The sequence below is a fragment of the Pseudomonas sp. S3_A09 genome (assembly GCF_054668065.1).
Genome location: NZ_CP162752.1, coordinates 720,572 through 739,314 on the forward strand (window position 1 = coordinate 720,572; position 18,743 = coordinate 739,314).

Annotated in this window: 17 protein-coding genes and 1 pseudogene; 11 read left to right on the plus strand and 7 right to left on the minus strand. The window is 62.0% G+C overall.

Features of this window, described 5'->3' with window-relative positions; translation table 11 throughout:
• Positions 1-27: 27 nt before the first annotated feature.
• On the minus strand, positions 28-1,161 hold the full coding sequence (locus AB4N92_RS03485) for a patatin-like phospholipase family protein (RefSeq protein WP_021490810.1): 1,134 nt from the start codon (positions 1,159-1,161) through the stop codon (positions 28-30).
• Positions 1,162-1,191: 30 nt separating this feature from the next.
• Entirely contained in the window at positions 1,192-2,127 is a 936-nt protein-coding gene (locus AB4N92_RS03490; RefSeq protein WP_010208829.1) for a lipid A biosynthesis lauroyl acyltransferase, read from the minus strand.
• Positions 2,128-2,246: 119 nt separating this feature from the next.
• On the opposite strand from AB4N92_RS03490, the gene minC reads away from it, so the two are divergent.
• The 8 genes from minC (at position 2,247) to AB4N92_RS03530 (ending at position 10,357) form a co-directional block, all read left to right on the plus strand.
• The gene (gene minC, locus AB4N92_RS03495; protein WP_010208827.1) at positions 2,247-2,984 is read left to right on the plus strand and encodes a septum site-determining protein MinC; all 738 of its coding nucleotides are present in this window, start codon (positions 2,247-2,249) and stop codon (positions 2,982-2,984) included.
• Between the two features lie 166 nt (positions 2,985-3,150).
• Entirely contained in the window at positions 3,151-3,963 is an 813-nt protein-coding gene (minD, locus tag AB4N92_RS03500; RefSeq protein ID WP_003175251.1) for a septum site-determining protein MinD, read from the plus strand.
• Positions 3,964-3,966: 3 nt separating this feature from the next.
• Positions 3,967-4,221: a cell division topological specificity factor MinE gene (gene minE / locus AB4N92_RS03505; protein WP_010208824.1), complete on the plus strand. Its 255-nt coding sequence runs from the start codon at positions 3,967-3,969 to the stop codon at positions 4,219-4,221.
• 96 nt (positions 4,222-4,317) lie between these two features.
• On the plus strand, positions 4,318-4,953 hold the full coding sequence (locus tag AB4N92_RS03510) for an RluA family pseudouridine synthase (RefSeq protein ID WP_010208822.1): 636 nt from the start codon (positions 4,318-4,320) through the stop codon (positions 4,951-4,953).
• A gap of 171 nt (positions 4,954-5,124) precedes the next feature.
• Complete coding sequence (locus AB4N92_RS03515) at positions 5,125-6,414, plus strand: M18 family aminopeptidase (RefSeq protein WP_010208821.1); 1,290 nt, start codon at positions 5,125-5,127, stop codon at positions 6,412-6,414.
• A 184-nt stretch (positions 6,415-6,598) separates the two neighbouring features.
• Positions 6,599-6,775 carry a hypothetical protein gene (locus tag AB4N92_RS03520; RefSeq protein WP_010208820.1) on the plus strand — a complete coding sequence of 59 codons (177 nt, stop codon included), beginning with the start codon at positions 6,599-6,601 and terminating at the stop codon, positions 6,773-6,775.
• A gap of 52 nt (positions 6,776-6,827) precedes the next feature.
• Positions 6,828-8,993 (plus strand): mechanosensitive ion channel family protein, encoded by a 2,166-nt coding sequence (locus AB4N92_RS03525; protein WP_010208819.1) that lies wholly within the window; start codon positions 6,828-6,830, stop codon positions 8,991-8,993.
• Between the two features lie 17 nt (positions 8,994-9,010).
• The gene (locus tag AB4N92_RS03530) at positions 9,011-10,357 is read left to right on the plus strand and encodes an amidohydrolase (RefSeq protein ID WP_236267112.1); all 1,347 of its coding nucleotides are present in this window, start codon (positions 9,011-9,013) and stop codon (positions 10,355-10,357) included.
• Positions 10,358-10,482: 125 nt separating this feature from the next.
• On the opposite strand, the gene AB4N92_RS03535 is transcribed toward AB4N92_RS03530, so the two are convergent.
• The 5 genes from AB4N92_RS03535 to AB4N92_RS03555 form a co-directional block, all read right to left on the minus strand.
• On the minus strand, positions 10,483-10,707 hold the full coding sequence (locus AB4N92_RS03535; RefSeq protein ID WP_198581078.1) for an MbtH family protein: 225 nt from the start codon (positions 10,705-10,707) through the stop codon (positions 10,483-10,485).
• An 82-nt stretch (positions 10,708-10,789) separates the two neighbouring features.
• Complete coding sequence (locus AB4N92_RS03540; RefSeq protein ID WP_021490813.1) at positions 10,790-12,184, minus strand: aspartate aminotransferase family protein; 1,395 nt, start codon at positions 12,182-12,184, stop codon at positions 10,790-10,792.
• Positions 12,185-12,325: 141 nt separating this feature from the next.
• Positions 12,326-13,099, minus strand: a complete 774-nt coding sequence (locus AB4N92_RS03545; RefSeq protein ID WP_010208815.1) for an N-acetylmuramoyl-L-alanine amidase — start codon at positions 13,097-13,099, stop codon at positions 12,326-12,328.
• A gap of 123 nt (positions 13,100-13,222) precedes the next feature.
• Positions 13,223-14,545, minus strand: a complete 1,323-nt coding sequence (locus tag AB4N92_RS03550) for an ATP-binding protein (RefSeq protein ID WP_045791795.1) — start codon at positions 14,543-14,545, stop codon at positions 13,223-13,225.
• Positions 14,542-15,222, minus strand: coding sequence for a response regulator (locus AB4N92_RS03555; protein WP_010208813.1), 681 nt, complete (start codon positions 15,220-15,222; stop codon positions 14,542-14,544). The genes AB4N92_RS03550 and AB4N92_RS03555 overlap by 4 nt, the downstream gene beginning before the upstream one ends.
• A gap of 161 nt (positions 15,223-15,383) precedes the next feature.
• Between AB4N92_RS03555 and dsbD the strand changes: the two are divergent.
• The 3 genes and pseudogenes from dsbD to dsbG all read left to right on the plus strand — a co-directional run bounded on the left by dsbD (position 15,384) and on the right by dsbG (position 18,699).
• Positions 15,384-17,110 (plus strand): annotated as a pseudogene (dsbD, locus tag AB4N92_RS03560) (protein-disulfide reductase DsbD).
• Positions 17,111-17,962 carry a TlpA disulfide reductase family protein gene (locus tag AB4N92_RS03565; RefSeq protein ID WP_010208811.1) on the plus strand — a complete coding sequence of 284 codons (852 nt, stop codon included), beginning with the start codon at positions 17,111-17,113 and terminating at the stop codon, positions 17,960-17,962.
• Positions 17,938-18,699, plus strand: a complete 762-nt coding sequence (gene dsbG, locus AB4N92_RS03570) for a thiol:disulfide interchange protein DsbG (RefSeq protein ID WP_042571854.1) — start codon at positions 17,938-17,940, stop codon at positions 18,697-18,699. The genes AB4N92_RS03565 and dsbG overlap by 25 nt, the downstream gene beginning before the upstream one ends.
• Positions 18,700-18,743 lie beyond the last annotated feature (44 nt).

The following is an 18,743-nucleotide window of genomic DNA, read 5'->3' on the forward strand; positions in this document are numbered from 1 at the left end:
CCCTCGTAGGAGCCGGCAAGCCGGCTCCTACAGGTTCGGTGTCAGGCCGAGGAACCGGGTGAGTTCCTCGCGCTTGGCCAGCGCATCCTTGCGCCCCAACTCGATCAACTCGCTGCAATACCCCGCCTCGAACAGCAAGTAACTCAATACCCCTGCCCCACTCGTCTTGGTCGCCCCCGGCCCACGCAAAAACAAGCGCAATGCCGCCGGCAATTCCTGACGGTGCCGCGCGGCGATTTCATCGATCGGCTGGCTGGGCGCAATCACCAGCACGTCCACCGCCGCCACACCAGGCGCGGCATGGCTGAACTGATTCAAGCGCTCCAGCAACTCGATATCGCTTTCCAGGCTGTCAATGAAGGTGCTGTTGAGCATATGCCCGCCGATCTGTGCCAAGGTCGGCTCCTGGCCGGTGTAGGTACGTTGCGTCGCTGGTTCATTGCCGCGTGGGTTGCCGCTGACGCCAACCACCAGCACGCGACTGGCCCCCAGGTGCAACGCCGGACTGATGGGCGCCGACTGCCGTACGGCGCCGTCGCCGAAATACTCCTGGTCGAGCTTGACCGGCGCAAACAGCAAGGGAATCGCTGAACTGGCCAGCAGGTGTTCAACCGTGAGTTGTGTGGGCATGCCGATGCGACGATGGCGCAACCAGGCGTCGATGGTGCCGCCGCCCTGGTAGAAGGTCACTGCGTGGCCGGACTCGTAACCGAAGGCCGTGACCGCCACCGCGTGCAGGTGCTTATTGCGAATGGCTTCATCGATGCCGGGCAAGTGCAGCTTGTCTTTGAGCAGCGCTTTGAGGGGCGTGCTGTCGAGCAGCGCCACCGGCACCTGAGCGCCCAGGCCCAGGAGGCTGTGGATCAAGAAACGGCTGGCCTGGCGGATCACCCCCGGCCAATCACTGCGCAGCACCAGATGGCTACGGAAGCCCTGCCAGAAAGCGGTAAGACGTTGTATCGCGGCCCTGAAGTCCGTGGCGCCACTGGCCAGGCTCACCGCATTGATCGCGCCGGCCGAGGTGCCGACAATCACCGGGAAAGGGTTGGGTGCGCCCGGCGGCAACAGTTCGGCAATTGCCGCCAATACCCCCACTTGATACGCCGCTCGCGCCCCGCCGCCGGAAAGAATCAAGCCTGTAACCGGTTCAGCTGGGCGCATTGCGTCACTCCATGTGGGGAAATGTCTGTCTTATCGGCGGCGTTTTTCGTACAGCTTAGGCTCACCCGGTGGCCGGCTCTTGAAGCGGCGATGGGTCCACAGGTATTGCTCAGGGCATTCACGTACCGAGGCTTCTACCCATTGGTTGATGCGCAGGCAGTCGACTTCATCGCTCTCGCCTGGGAAGTCAGTCAACGGCGGATGAATCACCAGGCGGTAACCGCTGCCATCGGCCAGGCGCTGCTGGGTGAACGGCACCACCAATGCCTTGCCCAGCTTGGCGAACTTGCTGGTGGCCGGCACGGTGGCGGCCTGGATACCGAACAGCGGCACGAAGATGCTTTGCTTGGCGCCGTAGTCCTGGTCCGGCGCGTACCAGATGGCCCGGCCGGCGCGCAGCAGCTTGAGCATGCCGCGCACGTCTTCGCGCTCCACGGCCAGGGAATCGAGGTTGTGGCGCTCGCGGCCACGGCGCTGGATGTAGTCGAACAATGGGTTGCCGTGCTCGCGGTACATGCCATCGATGGTGTGCTTTTGCCCCAGCAACGCCGCGCCGATTTCCAGGGTAGTGAAGTGCAGGGCCATGAGGATCACGCCCTTGCCATCCAGCTGGGCTTGCTTGAGGTGTTCCAGGCCCTCGACGTGGGCCAGGCGCGCCAGGCGCTGGCGCGACCACCACCAGCTCATGGCCATCTCAAAGAAGGCGATGCCAGTGGAGGCGAAATTTTCCTTGAGCAGCTGTTTGCGCTCTTTGGCGGATTTTTCCGGGAAGCACAGTTCCAGGTTGCGCGCGGCAATGCGGCGACGCTCGCCGGCCACACGGTACATGCCGGCGCCCAGCAGGCGACCAATGGTCAGCAGCGCGCGATACGGCAGTTGAGTGACCAGCCACAACAGGCCGAGTCCCAGCCATAACAGCCAGAAACGCGGGTGAAGAAATACAGCTCGAAAACGCGGGCGATCCATTACAGATTCCGGTAAAGACAAGGGCCGCGCATTCTACAACGGTTCGACTCGGCTTGCGGCGGGTGAGTGTTCTCGTTATAAGTCTCGACACTTTTCGTGACAAGCCGCTTTTGCCGACCATGAGCCAAACCGAACCGCTAGACCAAGATCCCGTGTTCCAGCTGAAAGGCAGCATGCTCGCCATCACCGTGCTGGAACTCGCCCGTAACGACCTCGACGCCCTGGACCGCCAGCTCGCCGCCAAGGTCGCCCTGGCGCCGAATTTCTTCAACAATGCCCCGCTGGTACTGGCGCTGGACAAACTGCCGGCCGGCCAAGGCAGCATCGACCTGCCCGGTCTGATGCGCGTGTGCCGCTCCCATGGCCTACGTACCCTGGCAATCCGCGCCAGCCGTATTGAAGACATTGCCGCTGCAATCGCCATTGAACTGCCAGTACTGCCACCGTCCGGCGCGCGCGAGCGTCCGCTTGAACCATTGGTCGGTGAAGAGAAGAAAAAACCGGAAAAACCACCCGAGCCTACGATCAAGCCTACAAAGATCATCACCTCGCCCGTACGCGGCGGACAGCAGATTTACGCCCAGGGTGGCGACTTGGTGGTGATCTCTTCGGTCAGCCCGGGGGCGGAACTTCTTGCCGATGGCAACATCCATGTATACGGCCCGATGCGCGGACGTGCCCTCGCCGGCATCAAGGGTGATACCAAGGCCCGTATTTTTTGCCAGCAGTTGACCGCTGAGCTAGTGTCCATCGCAGGCCAGTACAAGGTTTCAGAAGATTTGCGCCGTGATCCGCTGTGGGGGGCTTCGGTGCAGGTCAACCTGTCGGGCGATGTGTTGAACATCATCCGTCTTTAACGGATACTGCCGCATTTTCCAAGCATCTCTAGACTCTGATAGCACAGCGAAACCGGCATTACTTATGTAGGAATATTTTTTTCCTACAAGGCTGTCCGCCTGCAGCGAGTTCCAAGAGATGTTTTTCAGGGACCGAAACGTCCTTCTTCCTTAGGGGTGAAACACCTTGGCCAAGATTCTCGTGGTTACATCCGGCAAGGGTGGTGTGGGTAAGACCACCACCAGCGCCGCTATCGGTACCGGTCTCGCTCTGCGCGGCCACAAGACAGTTATTGTCGACTTCGACGTCGGCTTGCGTAACCTCGACCTGATCATGGGTTGCGAACGCCGCGTGGTGTATGACTTCGTCAACGTGGTCAACGGTGAAGCCAACCTGCAACAGGCCCTGATCAAGGACAAGCGCCTTGAGAACCTGTACGTGCTGGCCGCCAGCCAGACCCGTGACAAAGACGCGCTGACCAAAGAAGGCGTAGGCAAAGTCCTGGCCGAGCTGAAGGAAACCTTCGAATACGTGGTCTGCGATTCGCCGGCCGGTATCGAGACCGGCGCTCACCTGGCGATGTACTTCGCCGATGAAGCCATCGTCGTGACCAACCCGGAAGTCTCCTCCGTACGTGACTCGGACCGCATGCTGGGCCTGCTGGCCAGCAAATCCAAGCGCGCCGAAGAAGGCCAGGACCCGATCAAGGAGCACTTGCTGCTCACCCGTTACAACCCTGAGCGCGTCAGCAACGGCGAAATGCTGGGTGTTGAAGACGTGAAGGAAATCCTCGCAGTGACCCTGCTGGGCGTGATCCCAGAATCCCAGGCCGTCCTGAAGGCTTCCAACCAGGGTGTTCCGGTGATTCTTGACGACCAGAGCGACGCCGGCCAGGCGTACAGCGATGCAGTGGATCGCCTGCTGGGCAAGACCGTGGAACACCGCTTCCTCGATGTCAAGAAGAAGGGATTCTTCGAGCGTATCTTTGGAGGCAACTAAACAATGAAATTTCTCGACTTCTTTCGCGCCAACAAAAAGCCTACGACCGCGTCGGTAGCGAAAGAGCGTCTACAGATCATCGTGGCGCACGAACGCGGCCAACGCAGCACGCCGGACTACCTGCCAGCCTTGCAGAAGGAACTGGTTGAGGTGATCCGCAAGTACGTCAATATCGGCAACGATGACGTGCATGTCGCTCTGGAAAATGACGGCAGCTGCTCGATTCTGGAACTCAATATCACCCTGCCTGATCGTTGATCGAACAGGCGGTCGCCACGGCGGCTCACACACCTTGATCCCTTTTCGGGAACCGGGTGGGCGAGCCGCCGTTGGCGTTTGTTACGAGGCTGTTTAATGCCGCTGTCCAACATCCATATCCTCTATCAGGACGACGCTGTCCTGGTGGTGAACAAGCCCACTCTGCTGCTCTCGGTGCCTGGCCGCGCCGACGACAACAAGGACTGCCTGATCACCCGCCTGCAGGAAAACGGCTATCCTGAAGCCCGCATCGTCCATCGCCTGGACTGGGAAACCTCCGGCATCATCCTCCTGGCCCGTGACGCCGACACCCACCGCGAACTGTCCCGCCAGTTTCACGACCGTGAAACCGAAAAGGCCTACACCGCCCTGGCCTGGGGCCAACCGGAACTGGACAGCGGCAGCATCGACTTGCCTTTGCGCTACGACCCGCCAACCAAACCACGGCATGTGGTGGACCACGAATTCGGCAAGCATGCGCTGACCTTCTGGAAAGTGTTGGAGCGTTGTGGCGACTGGTGCCGCGTGGAACTGACGCCGATCACCGGGCGCTCGCACCAGTTGCGTGTGCATATGCTGTCCATCGGGCATCCGTTGCTGGGTGATGGCTTGTATGCCCATGAACAAGCGTTGGCTGCCTGGCCGCGGCTGTGCCTGCATGCAAGCATGCTCAGTTTCACCCATCCACAAAGCGGCGAGCGCTTGCGCTTTGAGTGCCCTGCCCCCTTTTAAGCTGCGAACACGGGTAAATGTGGGAGGGGGCTTGCCCCCGATGGCGGAGTGTCAGTCACTGTATTTGCTCACTGACACTCCGCAATCGGGAGCAAGCCCCCTCCCACATTTGTTCTGTGCACTTCTGGCCATCGAACGGTAAACTCCGCGCATTGCTGTCTGGAGCTATTTATGCGCGAAGCGTTGAATCAAGGCCTGATCGACTTCCTCAAGGTCTCCCCTACTCCTTTTCATGCCACTGCCGCCCTGGCCCAGCGCCTGGAAGCGGCCGGTTACCAGCGTCTCGATGAGCGCGAAACCTGGACCACCGAGGCCAACGGTCGCTATTACGTGACCCGCAACGATTCCTCGATCATCGCCTTCAAGCTCGGCCGTCATTCGCCGCTGCAGGGCGGTATCCGCTTGGTCGGCGCCCACACCGACAGCCCGTGCCTGCGGGTCAAGCCCCAGCCGGAACTGCAACGCCAGGGTTTCTGGCAACTGGGCGTGGAAGTCTATGGCGGCGCACTGCTGGCGCCATGGTTCGACCGCGACCTGTCCCTGGCCGGCCGCGTGACGTTCCGCCGCGACGGCAAGGTCGAAAGCCAGTTGATCGACTTCAAGCTGCCTATCGCTATCATCCCCAACCTGGCCATTCACCTAAACCGTGAAGCCAACCAGGGCTGGGCGATCAATGCCCAGACCGAGCTGCCACCCATCCTCGCGCAATTTGCCGGGGACGAGCGCGTGGACTTCCGTGCCGTGCTCACCGAGCAGCTTGCACGCGAACATGGTTTGAACGCCGACGTGGTGCTCGACTACGAGCTGAGCTTCTACGACACCCAAAGCGCTGCAGTCATCGGCCTGAACGGCGACTTCATCGCCGGTGCACGCCTGGACAACCTGCTGTCCTGCTATGCCGGCCTGCAAGCCTTGCTCACCAGCGACAGCGAAGAAACCTGCGTGCTGGTGTGCAACGACCACGAAGAAGTCGGTTCCTGCTCGGCGTGCGGTGCCGATGGCCCGATGCTGGAACAGACCCTGCGTCGCTTGTTGCCGGAAGGTGATGAATTCGTACGTACCATTCAGAAATCCCTGCTGGTGTCGGCGGACAACGCCCACGGCGTACACCCGAACTACGCCGAGAAGCATGACGCCAACCACGGTCCCAAGCTCAACGCCGGCCCGGTGATCAAGGTCAACAGCAACCAGCGCTACGCCACCAACAGCGAAACCGCCGGGTTTTTCCGCCACCTGTGCATGGCCCAGGAAGTACCGGTGCAGAGCTTCGTGGTACGCAGCGACATGGGCTGCGGCTCCACCATCGGCCCGATCACCGCTAGCCACCTGGGCGTGCGCACCGTGGACATCGGCCTGCCGACGTTTGCCATGCACTCCATTCGTGAGCTGTGCGGCAGCCATGACCTGGCGCATCTGGTGAAGGTGCTGGGCGCGTTCTACGCGAGCCACGACTTGCCCTGAGACCGAGGCGCGGCCATCGCGGGCAAGCCCGCTCCCACAGGGGAATGCATTTCAACTGTGAGAGCGGGCTTGCCCGCGATGACGATTGCAGATACCCACCACGCTATCTGACTCACATCAATTCCATTTCCCGTAATCGCGCCTAGACTTGTCAGTATTCCCACTCCGACAAGGCCGTCGCACCATGATCTCCATGTCCTCCTTCCACGCCATGCTTATCCCGATCCTGATCGGCATGATCATGCTTGCCGTAGGCTTCAACTTCCGTGACAAGCCACTCGGCGTGTTTGGCATGTGGATCGGCATGCTGCTGATTCTCGGCACCGTGGTGTACAAGATCCTCGCAAAACTGGCTGAATAACGATTGCGCTCGTACACTCGGTCAACTCGTCGTTTCCAAGGTTGACCGCCTCGTGCTTTCCCGTCTGTTTGCCCTGCCCTGCTATTGCTTGATCGCCCTGCTGACGCTGCTGCCGCTGACGCCTGCCCACGCCGTGGGCTTGCCCGGCCTGCTCGGCAACACCAACAAGACCCAGCCCCAGGCCCAAGTGCCGTTGGGGCAGTCATTGGACGAAGTGATCAAGACCCTGGAAAACGACCAGCAACGCACCCAGCTGCTGAGTGATCTGAAAAAGCTGCGTGAAGCCACGAAAAAAGCCCAACCGGCCGCCGAAGAAGGCGTGCTGGGGTTGATCGGCGGCACCCTGGCCAACCTGGAATCACAGTTTTCCGGGGCCGACAGCCCGCTGGGGCGCTGGTCCAATGAAGTCGACCTGGCCAAGGAAGAACTCAGTGCGCTGATGTTGCCGGCCAACGAATGGCTGCCGATCATTTTCGGTTTTGCTTTGATCCTTGCGGTATGGAGCCTGCTCGCTGCCGCGCTGATCTGGCTCAGCCACCGCGTACGCGAACGCTTCGGCCTGCCTGAAGAGTTGCCGCAACACCCACGCACCTGGGACATGGTGCGTTTCGCCCTGCGTAAACTCGGCCCATGGCTGATCGCCCTGGTGATCACGGTCTACCTGAGCTATGCGCTGCCCTCATCCCTGGGCAAATCCTTGGCGATGGTATTGGCCTATGCGCTGGTGGTAGGCACCTGTTTCTCGGCGATCTGTGTGATTGCATTTTCCGTGCTCGACGGCCCGCATCGCCATCGCGCGCTGTACATCCTGCGTCATCAGGCTTTCCGCCCGTTGTGGTGGATCGGCAGCTTCGCCGCCTTCGGTGAAGCCTTGAGCGACCCACGGTTGGTCACGGCGCTTGGACAGCACTTGTCCCATACCGCCGCGACCGTCGCCAATGTGATGGCGGCGCTGTCGACCGGGGTGTTCATCCTGCGTTTCCGCCGCCCCATCGCCCACCTGATCCGCAACCAGCCACTGTCGCGTCGCCTCACACGCCGGGCCCTCAGTGACACTATCGAAATCATCGGTTCCTTCTGGTACATCCCGGCGTTGTTGTTGGTGGGCATCTCGCTGTTCGCCACCTTCGTCTCGGCGGGCGATACCAGCACGGCATTGCGCCAGTCGCTGCTGTGCACGGTGCTGCTGGTACTGTGCATGGTGATCAACGGCCTGGTACGCCGTCACGCCCTCAAGCCGCAGCGCGGGCACAAGCGGCATGCGCTGTATTCCGAACGCCTGAAGAGCTTTGTCTACACCCTGGCCCACCTGGTGGTATGGCTGGCGTTTATCGAGTTGGGCTTGCGGGTGTGGGGCCTGTCACTGATCCGCTTTACCGAAGGCGATGGCCATGAAGTCAGCGTCAAGCTGTTTGGGCTGGCAGGGACCTTGCTGTTTGCCTGGTTGATCTGGATCCTCAGCGACACCGCGATCCACCACGCCCTCACCCGCTCGCGCAAAGGCCTGGCCAATGCCCGTGCGCAGACCATGATGCCGTTGATCCGTAACGTGCTGTTCGTGACCATCTTCATCATCGCGGCCATCGTCGCCCTGGCGAACATGGGCATGAACGTCACGCCATTGCTGGCCGGTGCCGGTGTGATCGGCCTGGCTATCGGTTTCGGCGCACAGTCCCTGGTGGCGGACTTGATCACCGGCCTGTTCATCATCATCGAAGACTCCCTGGCCATCGATGACTACGTGGACGTCGGCGGCCACCTTGGCACCGTCGAAGGCCTGACCATCCGCACGGTGCGCCTGCGTGACATCGACGGTATCGTGCACACCATCCCGTTCAGTGAGATCAAGAGCATCAAGAACTACTCACGGGAGTTCGGCTACGCGATCTTCCGGGTGGCGATCCCCTACAACATGGAGATCGACGACGCCATCAAGCTGATGCGCGATGTCGGCCAGAAAATGCGCAACGACCCCTTGCAGCGCCGCAATATCTGGTCGCCGTTGGAGATTCAAGGCGTGGAGAGTTTCGAGTCGGGCAGCGCGATTCTGCGCGCGCGCTTCAAGACCGCGCCGATCAAGCAGTGGGAAGTGTCGCGGGCGTTCAACCTGTCCCTCAAGCGTCATCTGGATGAAGCCGGGCTGGACCTGGCCACGCCGCGCTTGAGTGTGCAGGTAGTGACCGCCGGCACTGTGCAGGAGAAAGATCAACAACAATAAACTCAGGAGAGGTCCTTATGCGTTTAACCGGTCTGACACCCCCATGGGTTTTCGGCGTGCTGTGCGGGGTTGCCAGCAGTGCGGCGATAGCCGCCAGCAGCGGCCAGGACAGTGCCCGTGAGGAAATCGCCGCCCAGGCAAAAGCCCTTGAACCGGCGATGCTGGAAACCCGACGCGACATCCACGCCCACCCGGAACTGGGCAACACGGAAACGCGCACGGCCGAGTTGGTCGCAAAACAGCTGCGCGACCTGGGCCTTGAGGTGAAAACCGGCGTCGCCCGTACGGGCGTCGTTGCGGTGCTCAAAGGCGCCCTGCCCGGCCCCACCGTCGCCCTGCGCGCCGACATGGATGCACTGCCGGTGAAGGAAGTCGCCGACCTGCCCTTCGCCTCCAAAGCCAAAGGCACCTACCTGGGCAAGGAGGTTGACGTGATGCACGCCTGCGGCCACGACGCCCACGTCGCCATCCTGCTGAGCACTGCGAAGATTCTGACCGGCATGCGCGAGCGCCTGCCGGGCACCGTGGTGTTCTATTTCCAACCGGCCGAGGAAGGCCCGAGCGACTTCATCCCCGACGGCAAAAACACCTGGGGCGCCAAAATGATGGTGCAGGAAGGCGTGATGCAGTCGCCCAAGCCGGACGCGGTGTTCGGTCTGCATGTGTGGGCGGGTGTGCCCGCCGGTCAGATTGCCTACCGTTCGGGACCGACCCTGGCGAGTTCGGATGACTTGCGCATCAAAATCCTCGGCAAACAGACCCACGCCGGTCGCCCTTGGGATGGCATCGACCCGATCACCGTGGGCGCGCAGACCATTGTCGGCCTACAGACCGTGGTCAGCCGCCGCACCGATATCTCGTCATTCCCGTCGGTGGTGAGCATTGGCACCATCAATGGCGGCACGCGTTACAACATCATTCCGGAGTCGATGGACATGAGCGGCACCATTCGCTCGTACGACTACGGCATCCGCCAGAAACTGCACGCGGATGTACGGCAGACCGTGGAGAAAATCGCCGAAAGCGGTGGCGCCAAGGCCGAAGTCACCATCATCGAGAAATACGATCCCACCATCAACAACCCGGCGCTGACCGAGAAAATGCTGCCAAGCCTACGCTGGGCGGCCAAGGATGACGTGGTGCAGGGCCCGCTGGTGGGCGGTGCCGAGGACTTCTCGTTTTATGCCAAGGAAGCACCGGGGCTGTTTGTGTTCCTGGGGGTGACGCCGAGGGTTCAGGACATGAGCAAGGCGGCGCCGAACCACAATCCGGGGTTCTTCGTGGACGAGTCGGCGTTGGTGGTGGGGGTGAGGACGCTGGCGTCGTTGGCGACGGATTACCTGTACGCCCGCCAACCTCAATAACACACCTTCCTGTAGGAGCGAGCTTGCTCGCGAAGAACGTTAACGAAAACGCGGGCATGCTGAGTGCCCGCGGTGCCCTTGCGATTTTCGCGAGCAAGCTCGCGCCTACAGAGCGTCTGGGTGGATCAGCCCGCGACCGCGGCCCCGTCCATCTTCTGGCGCAAGCTCAACGGGCGCATATCCGTCCAGACTTCTTCGATGTAGGCCAGGCATTCTTTCTTCATGCCGCTCTTGCCCACCGTCCGCCAGCCTTCCGGCACGGCCTTGTAGTCGGGCCAGATGGAATACTGTTCTTCGTGGTTGACCACTACCTGAAACAGGAGGTCGTCGCGGTCAAATACTGAGGTCATTGCTGTTCTCCATCGCTGAAAGCCTGGCTGCGCACCGCGCGCAGCACTGATATCTGTAGAAACGTACCAAGCGTGCAAAAAATTAGAGGCTGGCGACCGCCGCCGCCAACGCACGCCCGAAGATGTCCGCCACGAGGTCGACTTCAACGGCAGTGATCACCAGCGGCGGCAGGAAACGCACCACGCTGCCGTGTCGGCCACCCAGTTCCAGGATCAAGCCACGCTTGAGGCATTCACGCTGCACCAGCGGCGCCAATTGGCGATGCACGGGTGGGTGGCCCTGGACATCCAGTGGGCCATTCGGGTCCACCAGTTCCACACCGAGCATCAGCCCGCGACCGCGGATATCCCCCAGGTGCGGGAAGTCGCGCTGCAGGATGCGCAGGTGTTCGCCCAGGCGTTCGCCCATCGCGGCCGCGTGACCGGCCAGGTCGTGGTCCTTGAGGTAGCGCATCACCGCCGAACCCGCCGCCATCGCCATCTGATTGCCACGAAAGGTGCCGGCATGGGCGCCCGGCAACCAGGTGTCGAGCCAGTCGCGATACACCACCACCGCCAGTGGCAGGCTGCCACCAATGGCCTTGGACATCACCACCACATCCGGAATGATGCCGGCGTGTTCGAAGGCAAACAGCTTGCCGGTGCGGCCAAAACCACTTTGGATTTCATCCACGATCAGCGCCACGCCCGCCTGTTCGGTGATTCGGCGCAGACCGCGCAGCCAGTCGAGATCAGCTGGAATCACACCGCCCTCGCCCTGCACCACTTCGACAATCACCGCCGCCGGCAGCAAAACGCCCGCCTCGGGATCATTCAGCAGGTTGTCCAGGTAATGCAGGTTGACCCGCACGCCTTCCGCGCCCCCCAGGCCGAACGGGCAACGGTAGTCGTAGGGGTACGGCAAAAACTGCACGCCATTACCGAGCAAGGCACCCAAAGGCTTCTTTGGCCCCAGGCTACCCATCAGGCTCAAGGCGCCCTGGCTCATGCCGTGGTAACCGCCCTGGAAGGACAACACCGTGCTGCGCCCGGTGGCAGTGCGCACCAACTTCAATGCGGCTTCCACCGCATCGGTGCCGGTGGGACCACAGAACTGGATTTTCGCTTCCCGCGCCAACGCTGGCGGCAACAGGCCGAACAGGTCCTGTACGAATTGATCCTTGACCGGCGTCGTCAGGTCCAGGGTGTGCAGTGGCAACTCATCGGCCAGTACCTGCTGGATTGCCTCGATCACCACCGGGTGGTTATGCCCCAGCGCCAACGTGCCCGCACCGGCCAGGCAGTCGATGAAACGGCGGCCTTCCACATCTTCAACGTAGAGGCCCTTGGCGCGCTTGAGCGCCAGGGGGATACGCCGAGGGTAGCTGCGGGCGTTGGATTCCTGCTGGCGCTGACGGGCGAGCAGCGGGGTTTCGTCGAACTGGTAAAGTGTTTCATGCACCTGGACGTCTTCGATACGGCTGGTAGCGACTGACATTTCTCGATCCCTCAATACGCTGATGATGGTGACCAAACTGCCGATCCGCTGGCGTCTGGCCCAAGGGGCATGCGCACGGATTTCCTGTTCTGGAAACGCACCAGCATCAGGAGGATTTACTCCTCCGGTCGCGAAAAACCGTCAACCACACAACCCCAGATACTTTTCATTCAACGCATAAAGAATCGCGCAGGTCTGCGCGTCCAGGGACCCCGAGTAATCCCGTGGGCGAAAGTGCATCTGAAACGCCCGCGTGCGCTGTTCAAACCCCTGCCGATTCTTCGCAGGCGCATACCCATAGCGCTGAAACGCGCGCTCCACCTCGACTTCCGACGGCAACCCGAGGCAAAAGCGGCGTTGATACATCGCCTGGGTCGCCTCATCAAACCAGGCCCCCACGCCGGCGTCATGCAAACGCCGCCACGGCAGACATGGTCCTGGATCGCTCTTGCGGCTGAACGCAACGTCCGAATGCCCGAGAATGTCGGTAGGCCCAATCTGTGGGTAACGCCCGAGAATGTCGCGCACCAAGGCAATCAACACCTGGGTTTGTTCCTCACCATAGGCTGGAAAGGTGAATACGCCGCCGTCATCCCGTGCCAGGTTGACGATCTCGATGCCGATCGAGCGACTGTTGAGATTGTCGCGCCCCGCCCAGTGGCTCACCCCGGCATGCCAGGCGCGCTTGTCTTCTTCCACCAACCGGAACACCCGCAATTCTTCATAGCCTGCGTCGCGATAGCGGGGATCGTCAGGGTCGGGCAGCAAATAGTGTGCACTCACGCCATCCTGGGTCAGGGTACGCAGGGAGGAGGCAAAAGGGGCCGCGGTGTAATGCAGGATCACCTGCCGCACGGGCTCGCCGTTACGTTCGTTGAAGCCTTTGGCGGGGAAACTGGTATCGATGACCAACATGAGAACCATCCTTTTCAATACAGGCCGAGTCGTTCAGCCCGTTCAAGCGCAAAAAATTACCGCCATCCTGAAGGCTTGATCCTCAAGAGGGCGGTAACTATGTGGCGCGTGAAAGAAAAGTGATCAGCGTCGCAGCGGCATCCCCAGGTCGACGCGCAGGCCATCCGGCTGGCTGTCGAACTTCAATGAGCAAGAACAGCGCTGCACAATCGCTTGCACAATCGCCAGGCCCAGGCCGCAGCCTTCGCTGTTGCCATTGCGCCAGAAGCGCTGGGTCAGGTATTGCAGGTCCTCCGGCGAAATCTGCTTGCCGTGGTCACGCACGCGAAACACGACGTTATCGGCGTCGGTCGTCACGCTGAGCGCCACCCGCGTGTCCGCCGGCGTGTGGCGCAGTGCGTTGTCCAGCAGGTTGCGCAGGGCTGCGACCGCCAGGCCCACTGGCATTTCCACCGGGGTAGCCGAAAGGTTTTCCGGCAGGATCAGGTCGATGCGCGTGTTATCACCGGCATTGGCATCCTGGATGGCCAGCCGTGCCACGTCCTCGGCACTGGAGTGCATACCATCGTCAAATGAGAGGTTGCCCTCTACCCGCGCCAGCAACAGCAATTGCTCCAGGGTGCGGTGCAGGCGGTCCGCGCCTTCCTCGGCGTGGGCGAGGGATTGGTCGCGGGCTGCGCCGTCGGTCATGCGCGCCACTTGCAGGTGGGTCTTGATCGCCGTCAGCGGGCTGCGCAGCTCGTGGGCGGCGTCGCCGGTGAGGCGGCGTTCACGTTCGATGGTTTTGGCGATGCGTTGCAACAATTGGTTCTGGGTGTCGAGCAGCGGCTTGAGTTCGCTGGGTAACGGGTGGATCTGCAGCGGTTCAAGGGAGTCGGCACTGCGCCGCATCAAGGCGTCACGCATGCGGTTGAGCGGCACCAGGCTCTGACCGATGCCCAGCCACAACAGGCACAGGCAGCCGAGCATGGCAACGCCCACTGGCACCGAAGCGGCCAGCAGGATCGACAGGTTCAACGCCTCACGTTCGACTTGACGGTCGGCCGTGGTGATCAACAGGTCGCCACGGGAAAGCGTGAAGCTGCGCCAGTTCACACCATCGATCACCTGATCACGAAAACCACTCTGGCGCGATTCCAGGCCTTCATCCGGCGTGGCATGGCTGCGCGCCAACACTTCGCCGCGCAAGGAGCTGACCTGGCACGCCATGCCGCCCGGCACATTCAGCTGTGCCCCATGAAAATGCGCACCACCGCTCACACTGGCCAGGCCCGGCATCTGCTCGGTCAGCCCCGCCACCATGCGCGCCGACGCCACCAGGCGTTGATCGAGGGAGAACATCATCTGGTTACGCAGATCGTTGAGCATCCAGGCCGCCGCCAGGGCCCAGATCAACACAAAAGCAGCGCCCAGCTTGAATGTCAGGCGCAGGCGCAGGCTTTTCACGATGCGTCCTCGCCCCCGTCCGCCGGGCCCAGACGATAGCCGAGACCGCGCACGGTCTCGACAATGCCATTGCCCAATTTGCGTCGCAGGTGGTGGATATGCACGTTGAGGGCGTTGCTTTCCAACTCGTCGTTGAAGCCGTAGACGCTGTCCTTGAGTTGTTCGCTGGACAGCACCCGACCTTTGTTGTGCAGCAGGGCTTGCAACAGCGCCTGTTCGCGGCGCGACAGGTCTACCGGCTCGCCCCCCAGGAAAGTCTCACGGCTGCTGGGGTCGTAGGCCAGTCGGCCATGCTCGATCAGGTTGACGCTGCGCCCCGCCACCCGGCGCAGCAGGGTTTGCAGGCGCGCGGCGAGTTCGCGCAGGTCGAAGGGTTTGAGCAGGTAGTCATCGGCGCCGGCTTGCAGGCCGTCGACGCGGTTGGTCACCGAATCGCGCGCGGTGAGGATCAGCACCGGGATTTCCAGGCCCTGGCTGCGCTGTTGCTGCAGCAGCTTGAGGCCGTCTTCGTCCGGCAGGCCGAGGTCGAGCACCATGATGTCGAACGTGGCCGCCCTGAGCATCGCGCGCGCGGCACCGGCCGAGGCCACACGCTCCACGGTAAAACCTTGCGCAGTCAGGCCGGCCACGATGCCGCTGGCGATCAGTTCGTCGTCTTCACAGACCAGTACGTGCATGGTGAACCCTTCATAAAAGATCGGGTGATTAAAAGTGCGGCGGATTAAGTGCAGATTATGCCGCTAAACCACCCACACTCAATCTAGAATAGCCTCGGTTAATCATCGGTTAATCAACGCCACACATTGTGTGCCTACTTGCATCGAACTAAGGCTTGACCATGCGGCATTTGTTTACCTTTCTGCTGGTGTTGTTCGCGGGGTTCGCCCAGGCCGCGCCGGGCAACCCATTTGAGACCAAACCCGACTTCCTGCCGGTGGGCAAAGCCTTCACTTTTACCTCCGAACGTCTTGAAAGTGGCGAGACCCAGCTGTATTGGCAGATTGCCGACGGTTATTACCTGTACAAGCAGCGCATGAAGTTCGATGGACTGGCCAAACAGCCCACGTTGCCGCAAGGCGAGGCCCATAGCGATGAATTCTTCGGCGACCAGGAAGTGTATCGCCAAGGCCTGGAAGTGAAGATTCCGGCCGGCGCCACCGGCCAGGTCAAACTGGGCTGGCAGGGCTGCGCCGATGCGGGCCTGTGCTATCCGCCGCAGTCGATCACCGTGGACCTGGGGGGCAACCCGGCCGTCGCCGCGACCGCCGAAGCCCAGGACCAAAGCCTGGCCAGTGGCCTGCAACAACGCAGTCTGGGCTGGAGCCTGCTGATATTTTTCGGCCTGGGACTGCTGTTGGCCTTTGCGCCGTGTTCATTGCCGATGCTGCCGATTCTCGCCGGTTTGGTGGTTGGCAGTGGCGCCAGCCCGCGTCGTGGGTTTGCCTTGGCCAGCAGCTACGTCGTGTGCATGGCACTGGTGTATGCCGCGCTCGGCGTGCTGGCGGCCTTGCTGGGTGGCAACCTTGCCGCCTGGCTGCAGACGCCGTGGATTCTCGGCAGCTTCGCCGCCCTGTTCGTGCTGCTGGCCCTGCCGATGTTTGGTTTCTTTGAACTGCAACTGCCGGCGTTCCTGCGCGATCGTCTGGACAACGTCAGCCGCCAGCAAAGCGGCGGCAGCCTGGTCGGCGCAGGGATTCTCGGCGCATTGTCCGGCCTGCTGGTGGGCCCATGCATGACCGCCCCCTGGCCGGTGCCCTGCTGTACATCGCCCAGAGCGGCAACGCGTTACACGGTGGCCTGATCCTGTTCGCCATGGGCATCGGCATCGGCATTCCGCTGTTGTTGCTGGTGACCGTGGGCAATCGCTTCCTGCCCAAGCCGGGCACCTGGATGAATGTGCTCAAGGGCATCTTCGGCTTCCTGTTCCTCGGCACCGCCGTGCTGATGATCCGCCCGGTGGTCGATGAAAGCCTGTGGATCGGCCTGTGGGGCACGCTCGCGCTGGTGATGGCCTACTGCGGCTGGACCCTGGCCCGCGAATACGGCCTGGCCGCCAAGGTGTTCGGCGCCGGTTCCCTGGTGCTCGGCCTGTGGGGCACACTGCTGGTGGTGGGCGCCGCCGGTGGCAGCGATGACCTGTGGCAACCGCTGAAGGTCTACAGCGCTTCGCGGACCGCCGCCGCACCGAGCGCCCACGATGCCTTCATGACCATCAACGATCCCGCCGTGCTGCAAAGCCAGCTCGACAGCGCCAAGGCTCAAGGCCAGTGGGTGCTGGTGGACTATTACGCCGACTGGTGCGTGTCGTGCAAGATCATGGAAAAGCAGGTGTTCGGCAAACCCGAGGTGATGGATGCCCTGAAAGACGTACGCCTGCTGCGCCTGGACGTTACCGCCGACAATGCCGCCAGCCGAGAGCTGCTCGGCCGCTACAAAGTGCCTGGCCCACCGAGCTTCGTGTGGATCGGCCCGGACGGTGAAGAACGCCGCGCCCAACGCATCACTGGCGAAGTGGATGCCGCCGCCTTCCTGCAACGCTGGACGCAAACCCGGGACGCCCTCTGAATGCTGACCCTGACCATCGGCACCTTCGCCATCGCCCTGAATCACATCCTGCTGATCAGCGCGCTGATTCTCGCCACCCTGGTGGGCTGGCGCGTGGCCAAGCGTGGTGGTGAAAACCCGGAATCGGTGCTGTTCAGCCTCTTCCTGCTGGGCATGCTGGTGGCCCGCGTCAGCTTTGTGCTGATGTACTGGAGCGATTACAGCCAAGCCCCACTGCAGATGGTCGACCTGCGCGACGGCGGTTTCCTCGCCTGGCCGGGCGTGATCGCGCTGATCCTGGGTGCGCTGCTCTACGGCCGGCGGCGTCCAGCCCTGCGCAAGCCGCTGGGCGCTGGGGTGATCACCGGCCTGGTGTTCTGGGGCCTGACCAGCCTGTCCCTGAGCCTGTACGACAAAGGCTCGCAACTGCCGGACATCACCTTGCGCAACGCCGATGGCGACGTGGTGCAACTGGCCGATTACAAAGGCGGCCCGCTGGTGATCAACCTGTGGGCCACCTGGTGCCCGCCATGCCGCCGCGAGATGCCGGTGCTGGAACGTGCCCAACATCAACGTCCCGACGTGACCTTCCTGTTCGTCAACCAGGCCGAAAGCATGCAAAGCGTCAGCACCTTCCTCGCCACACAAGGCCTGACTCTGGACAACATCCTGTTCGACGCCAGCGGTCGCCTCGGCCAGGCCGTGGGCTCGATGGCCTTGCCCACCACGTTGTTCTATCAAGCCGATGGACGCCTGATCAACAGCCACCTCGGCGAACTGTCCCAGGCCAGCCTGGCCCGCGCCATGGAACCCTTCGACTCCGCTCCTGCTGCCACAAGGAAACCGACATGCCCCGCCTCTGCCACCTGCTGACCCTGCTGCCGCTGACGCTTGCAGCCACCCTGGCCCAGGCCGCTGACTGGCCAGCACCGATCAAACAGATCGAGGCCAAAGGCGCCAAGATCCTCGGCAAGTTCGACGCCCCCAGCGGTCTCACTGGCTACGCCGCCCAGTACCAGAACCGCGGCATGGCCCTGTACCTGACCGCCGACGGCAAAAGCGTGATTGCCGGTAGCCTGTACGACGCCCAAGGCAATGACCTGAGCAGCGCGCCCCTGGAAAAACTGGTGTATGCACCGATGGCCAAGGAAGTCTGGGCCAAGATGGAAAAAAGCAGCTGGATCCAGGACGGCGACGTTAAAGCCCCACGCATCGTCTACCTGTTCAGCGACCCTAACTGCCCTTACTGCAACATGTTCTGGGAACAAGCCCGTCCGTGGGTAAAAGCCGGCAAAGTGCAGTTGCGCCACATCATGGTCGGCATCATCCGCGAAGACAGCCCCGGCAAATCCGCCGCGCTGTTTGCCGCCAAAGACCCGCAAAAGGCCCTGGAAGAACACGAAGCCGCCGGTAAGGGCAGCAAGTTGCAGGCGTTGGAGAAGATTCCGGCGGATATCGAGGCCAAGCTTGATGGGAACATGAAATTGATGGATGGGCTGGAGTTGTCGGCGACGCCGGCTATCTTCTATCTGGATGACAAGGGTGGGTTGCAGCAACAGCAGGGGGCACCTTCGCCGGAGAAGTTGGGGAAGATATTGGGGCCGAAATAAAGCACTCTTCCTTATGAATAAGGTCTCCAACTATCAGAGACCTT

Excerpts from the sequence above, each read along its gene's own strand:
- AB4N92_RS03485 (WP_021490810.1), bottom strand. The coding sequence starts at position 1,161 with ATGCGCCCAGCTGAACCGGTTACAGGCTTGATTCTTTCCGGCGGCGGG.
- AB4N92_RS03490 (WP_010208829.1), bottom strand. The coding sequence starts at position 2,127 with ATGGATCGCCCGCGTTTTCGAGCTGTATTTCTTCACCCGCGTTTCTGG.
- minC (WP_010208827.1), top strand. The coding sequence starts at position 2,247 with ATGAGCCAAACCGAACCGCTAGACCAAGATCCCGTGTTCCAGCTGAAA.
- minE (WP_010208824.1), top strand. The coding sequence starts at position 3,967 with ATGAAATTTCTCGACTTCTTTCGCGCCAACAAAAAGCCTACGACCGCG.
- AB4N92_RS03510 (WP_010208822.1), top strand. The coding sequence starts at position 4,318 with ATGCCGCTGTCCAACATCCATATCCTCTATCAGGACGACGCTGTCCTG.
- AB4N92_RS03515 (WP_010208821.1), top strand. The coding sequence starts at position 5,125 with ATGCGCGAAGCGTTGAATCAAGGCCTGATCGACTTCCTCAAGGTCTCC.
- AB4N92_RS03520 (WP_010208820.1), top strand. The coding sequence starts at position 6,599 with ATGATCTCCATGTCCTCCTTCCACGCCATGCTTATCCCGATCCTGATC.
- AB4N92_RS03530 (WP_236267112.1), top strand. The coding sequence starts at position 9,011 with ATGCGTTTAACCGGTCTGACACCCCCATGGGTTTTCGGCGTGCTGTGC.
- AB4N92_RS03535 (WP_198581078.1), bottom strand. The coding sequence starts at position 10,707 with ATGACCTCAGTATTTGACCGCGACGACCTCCTGTTTCAGGTAGTGGTC.
- AB4N92_RS03540 (WP_021490813.1), bottom strand. The coding sequence starts at position 12,184 with ATGTCAGTCGCTACCAGCCGTATCGAAGACGTCCAGGTGCATGAAACA.
- AB4N92_RS03545 (WP_010208815.1), bottom strand. The coding sequence starts at position 13,099 with ATGTTGGTCATCGATACCAGTTTCCCCGCCAAAGGCTTCAACGAACGT.
- AB4N92_RS03555 (WP_010208813.1), bottom strand. The coding sequence starts at position 15,222 with ATGCACGTACTGGTCTGTGAAGACGACGAACTGATCGCCAGCGGCATC.
- AB4N92_RS03565 (WP_010208811.1), top strand. The coding sequence starts at position 17,111 with ATGCTGACCCTGACCATCGGCACCTTCGCCATCGCCCTGAATCACATC.
- dsbG (WP_042571854.1), top strand. The coding sequence starts at position 17,938 with ATGCCCCGCCTCTGCCACCTGCTGACCCTGCTGCCGCTGACGCTTGCA.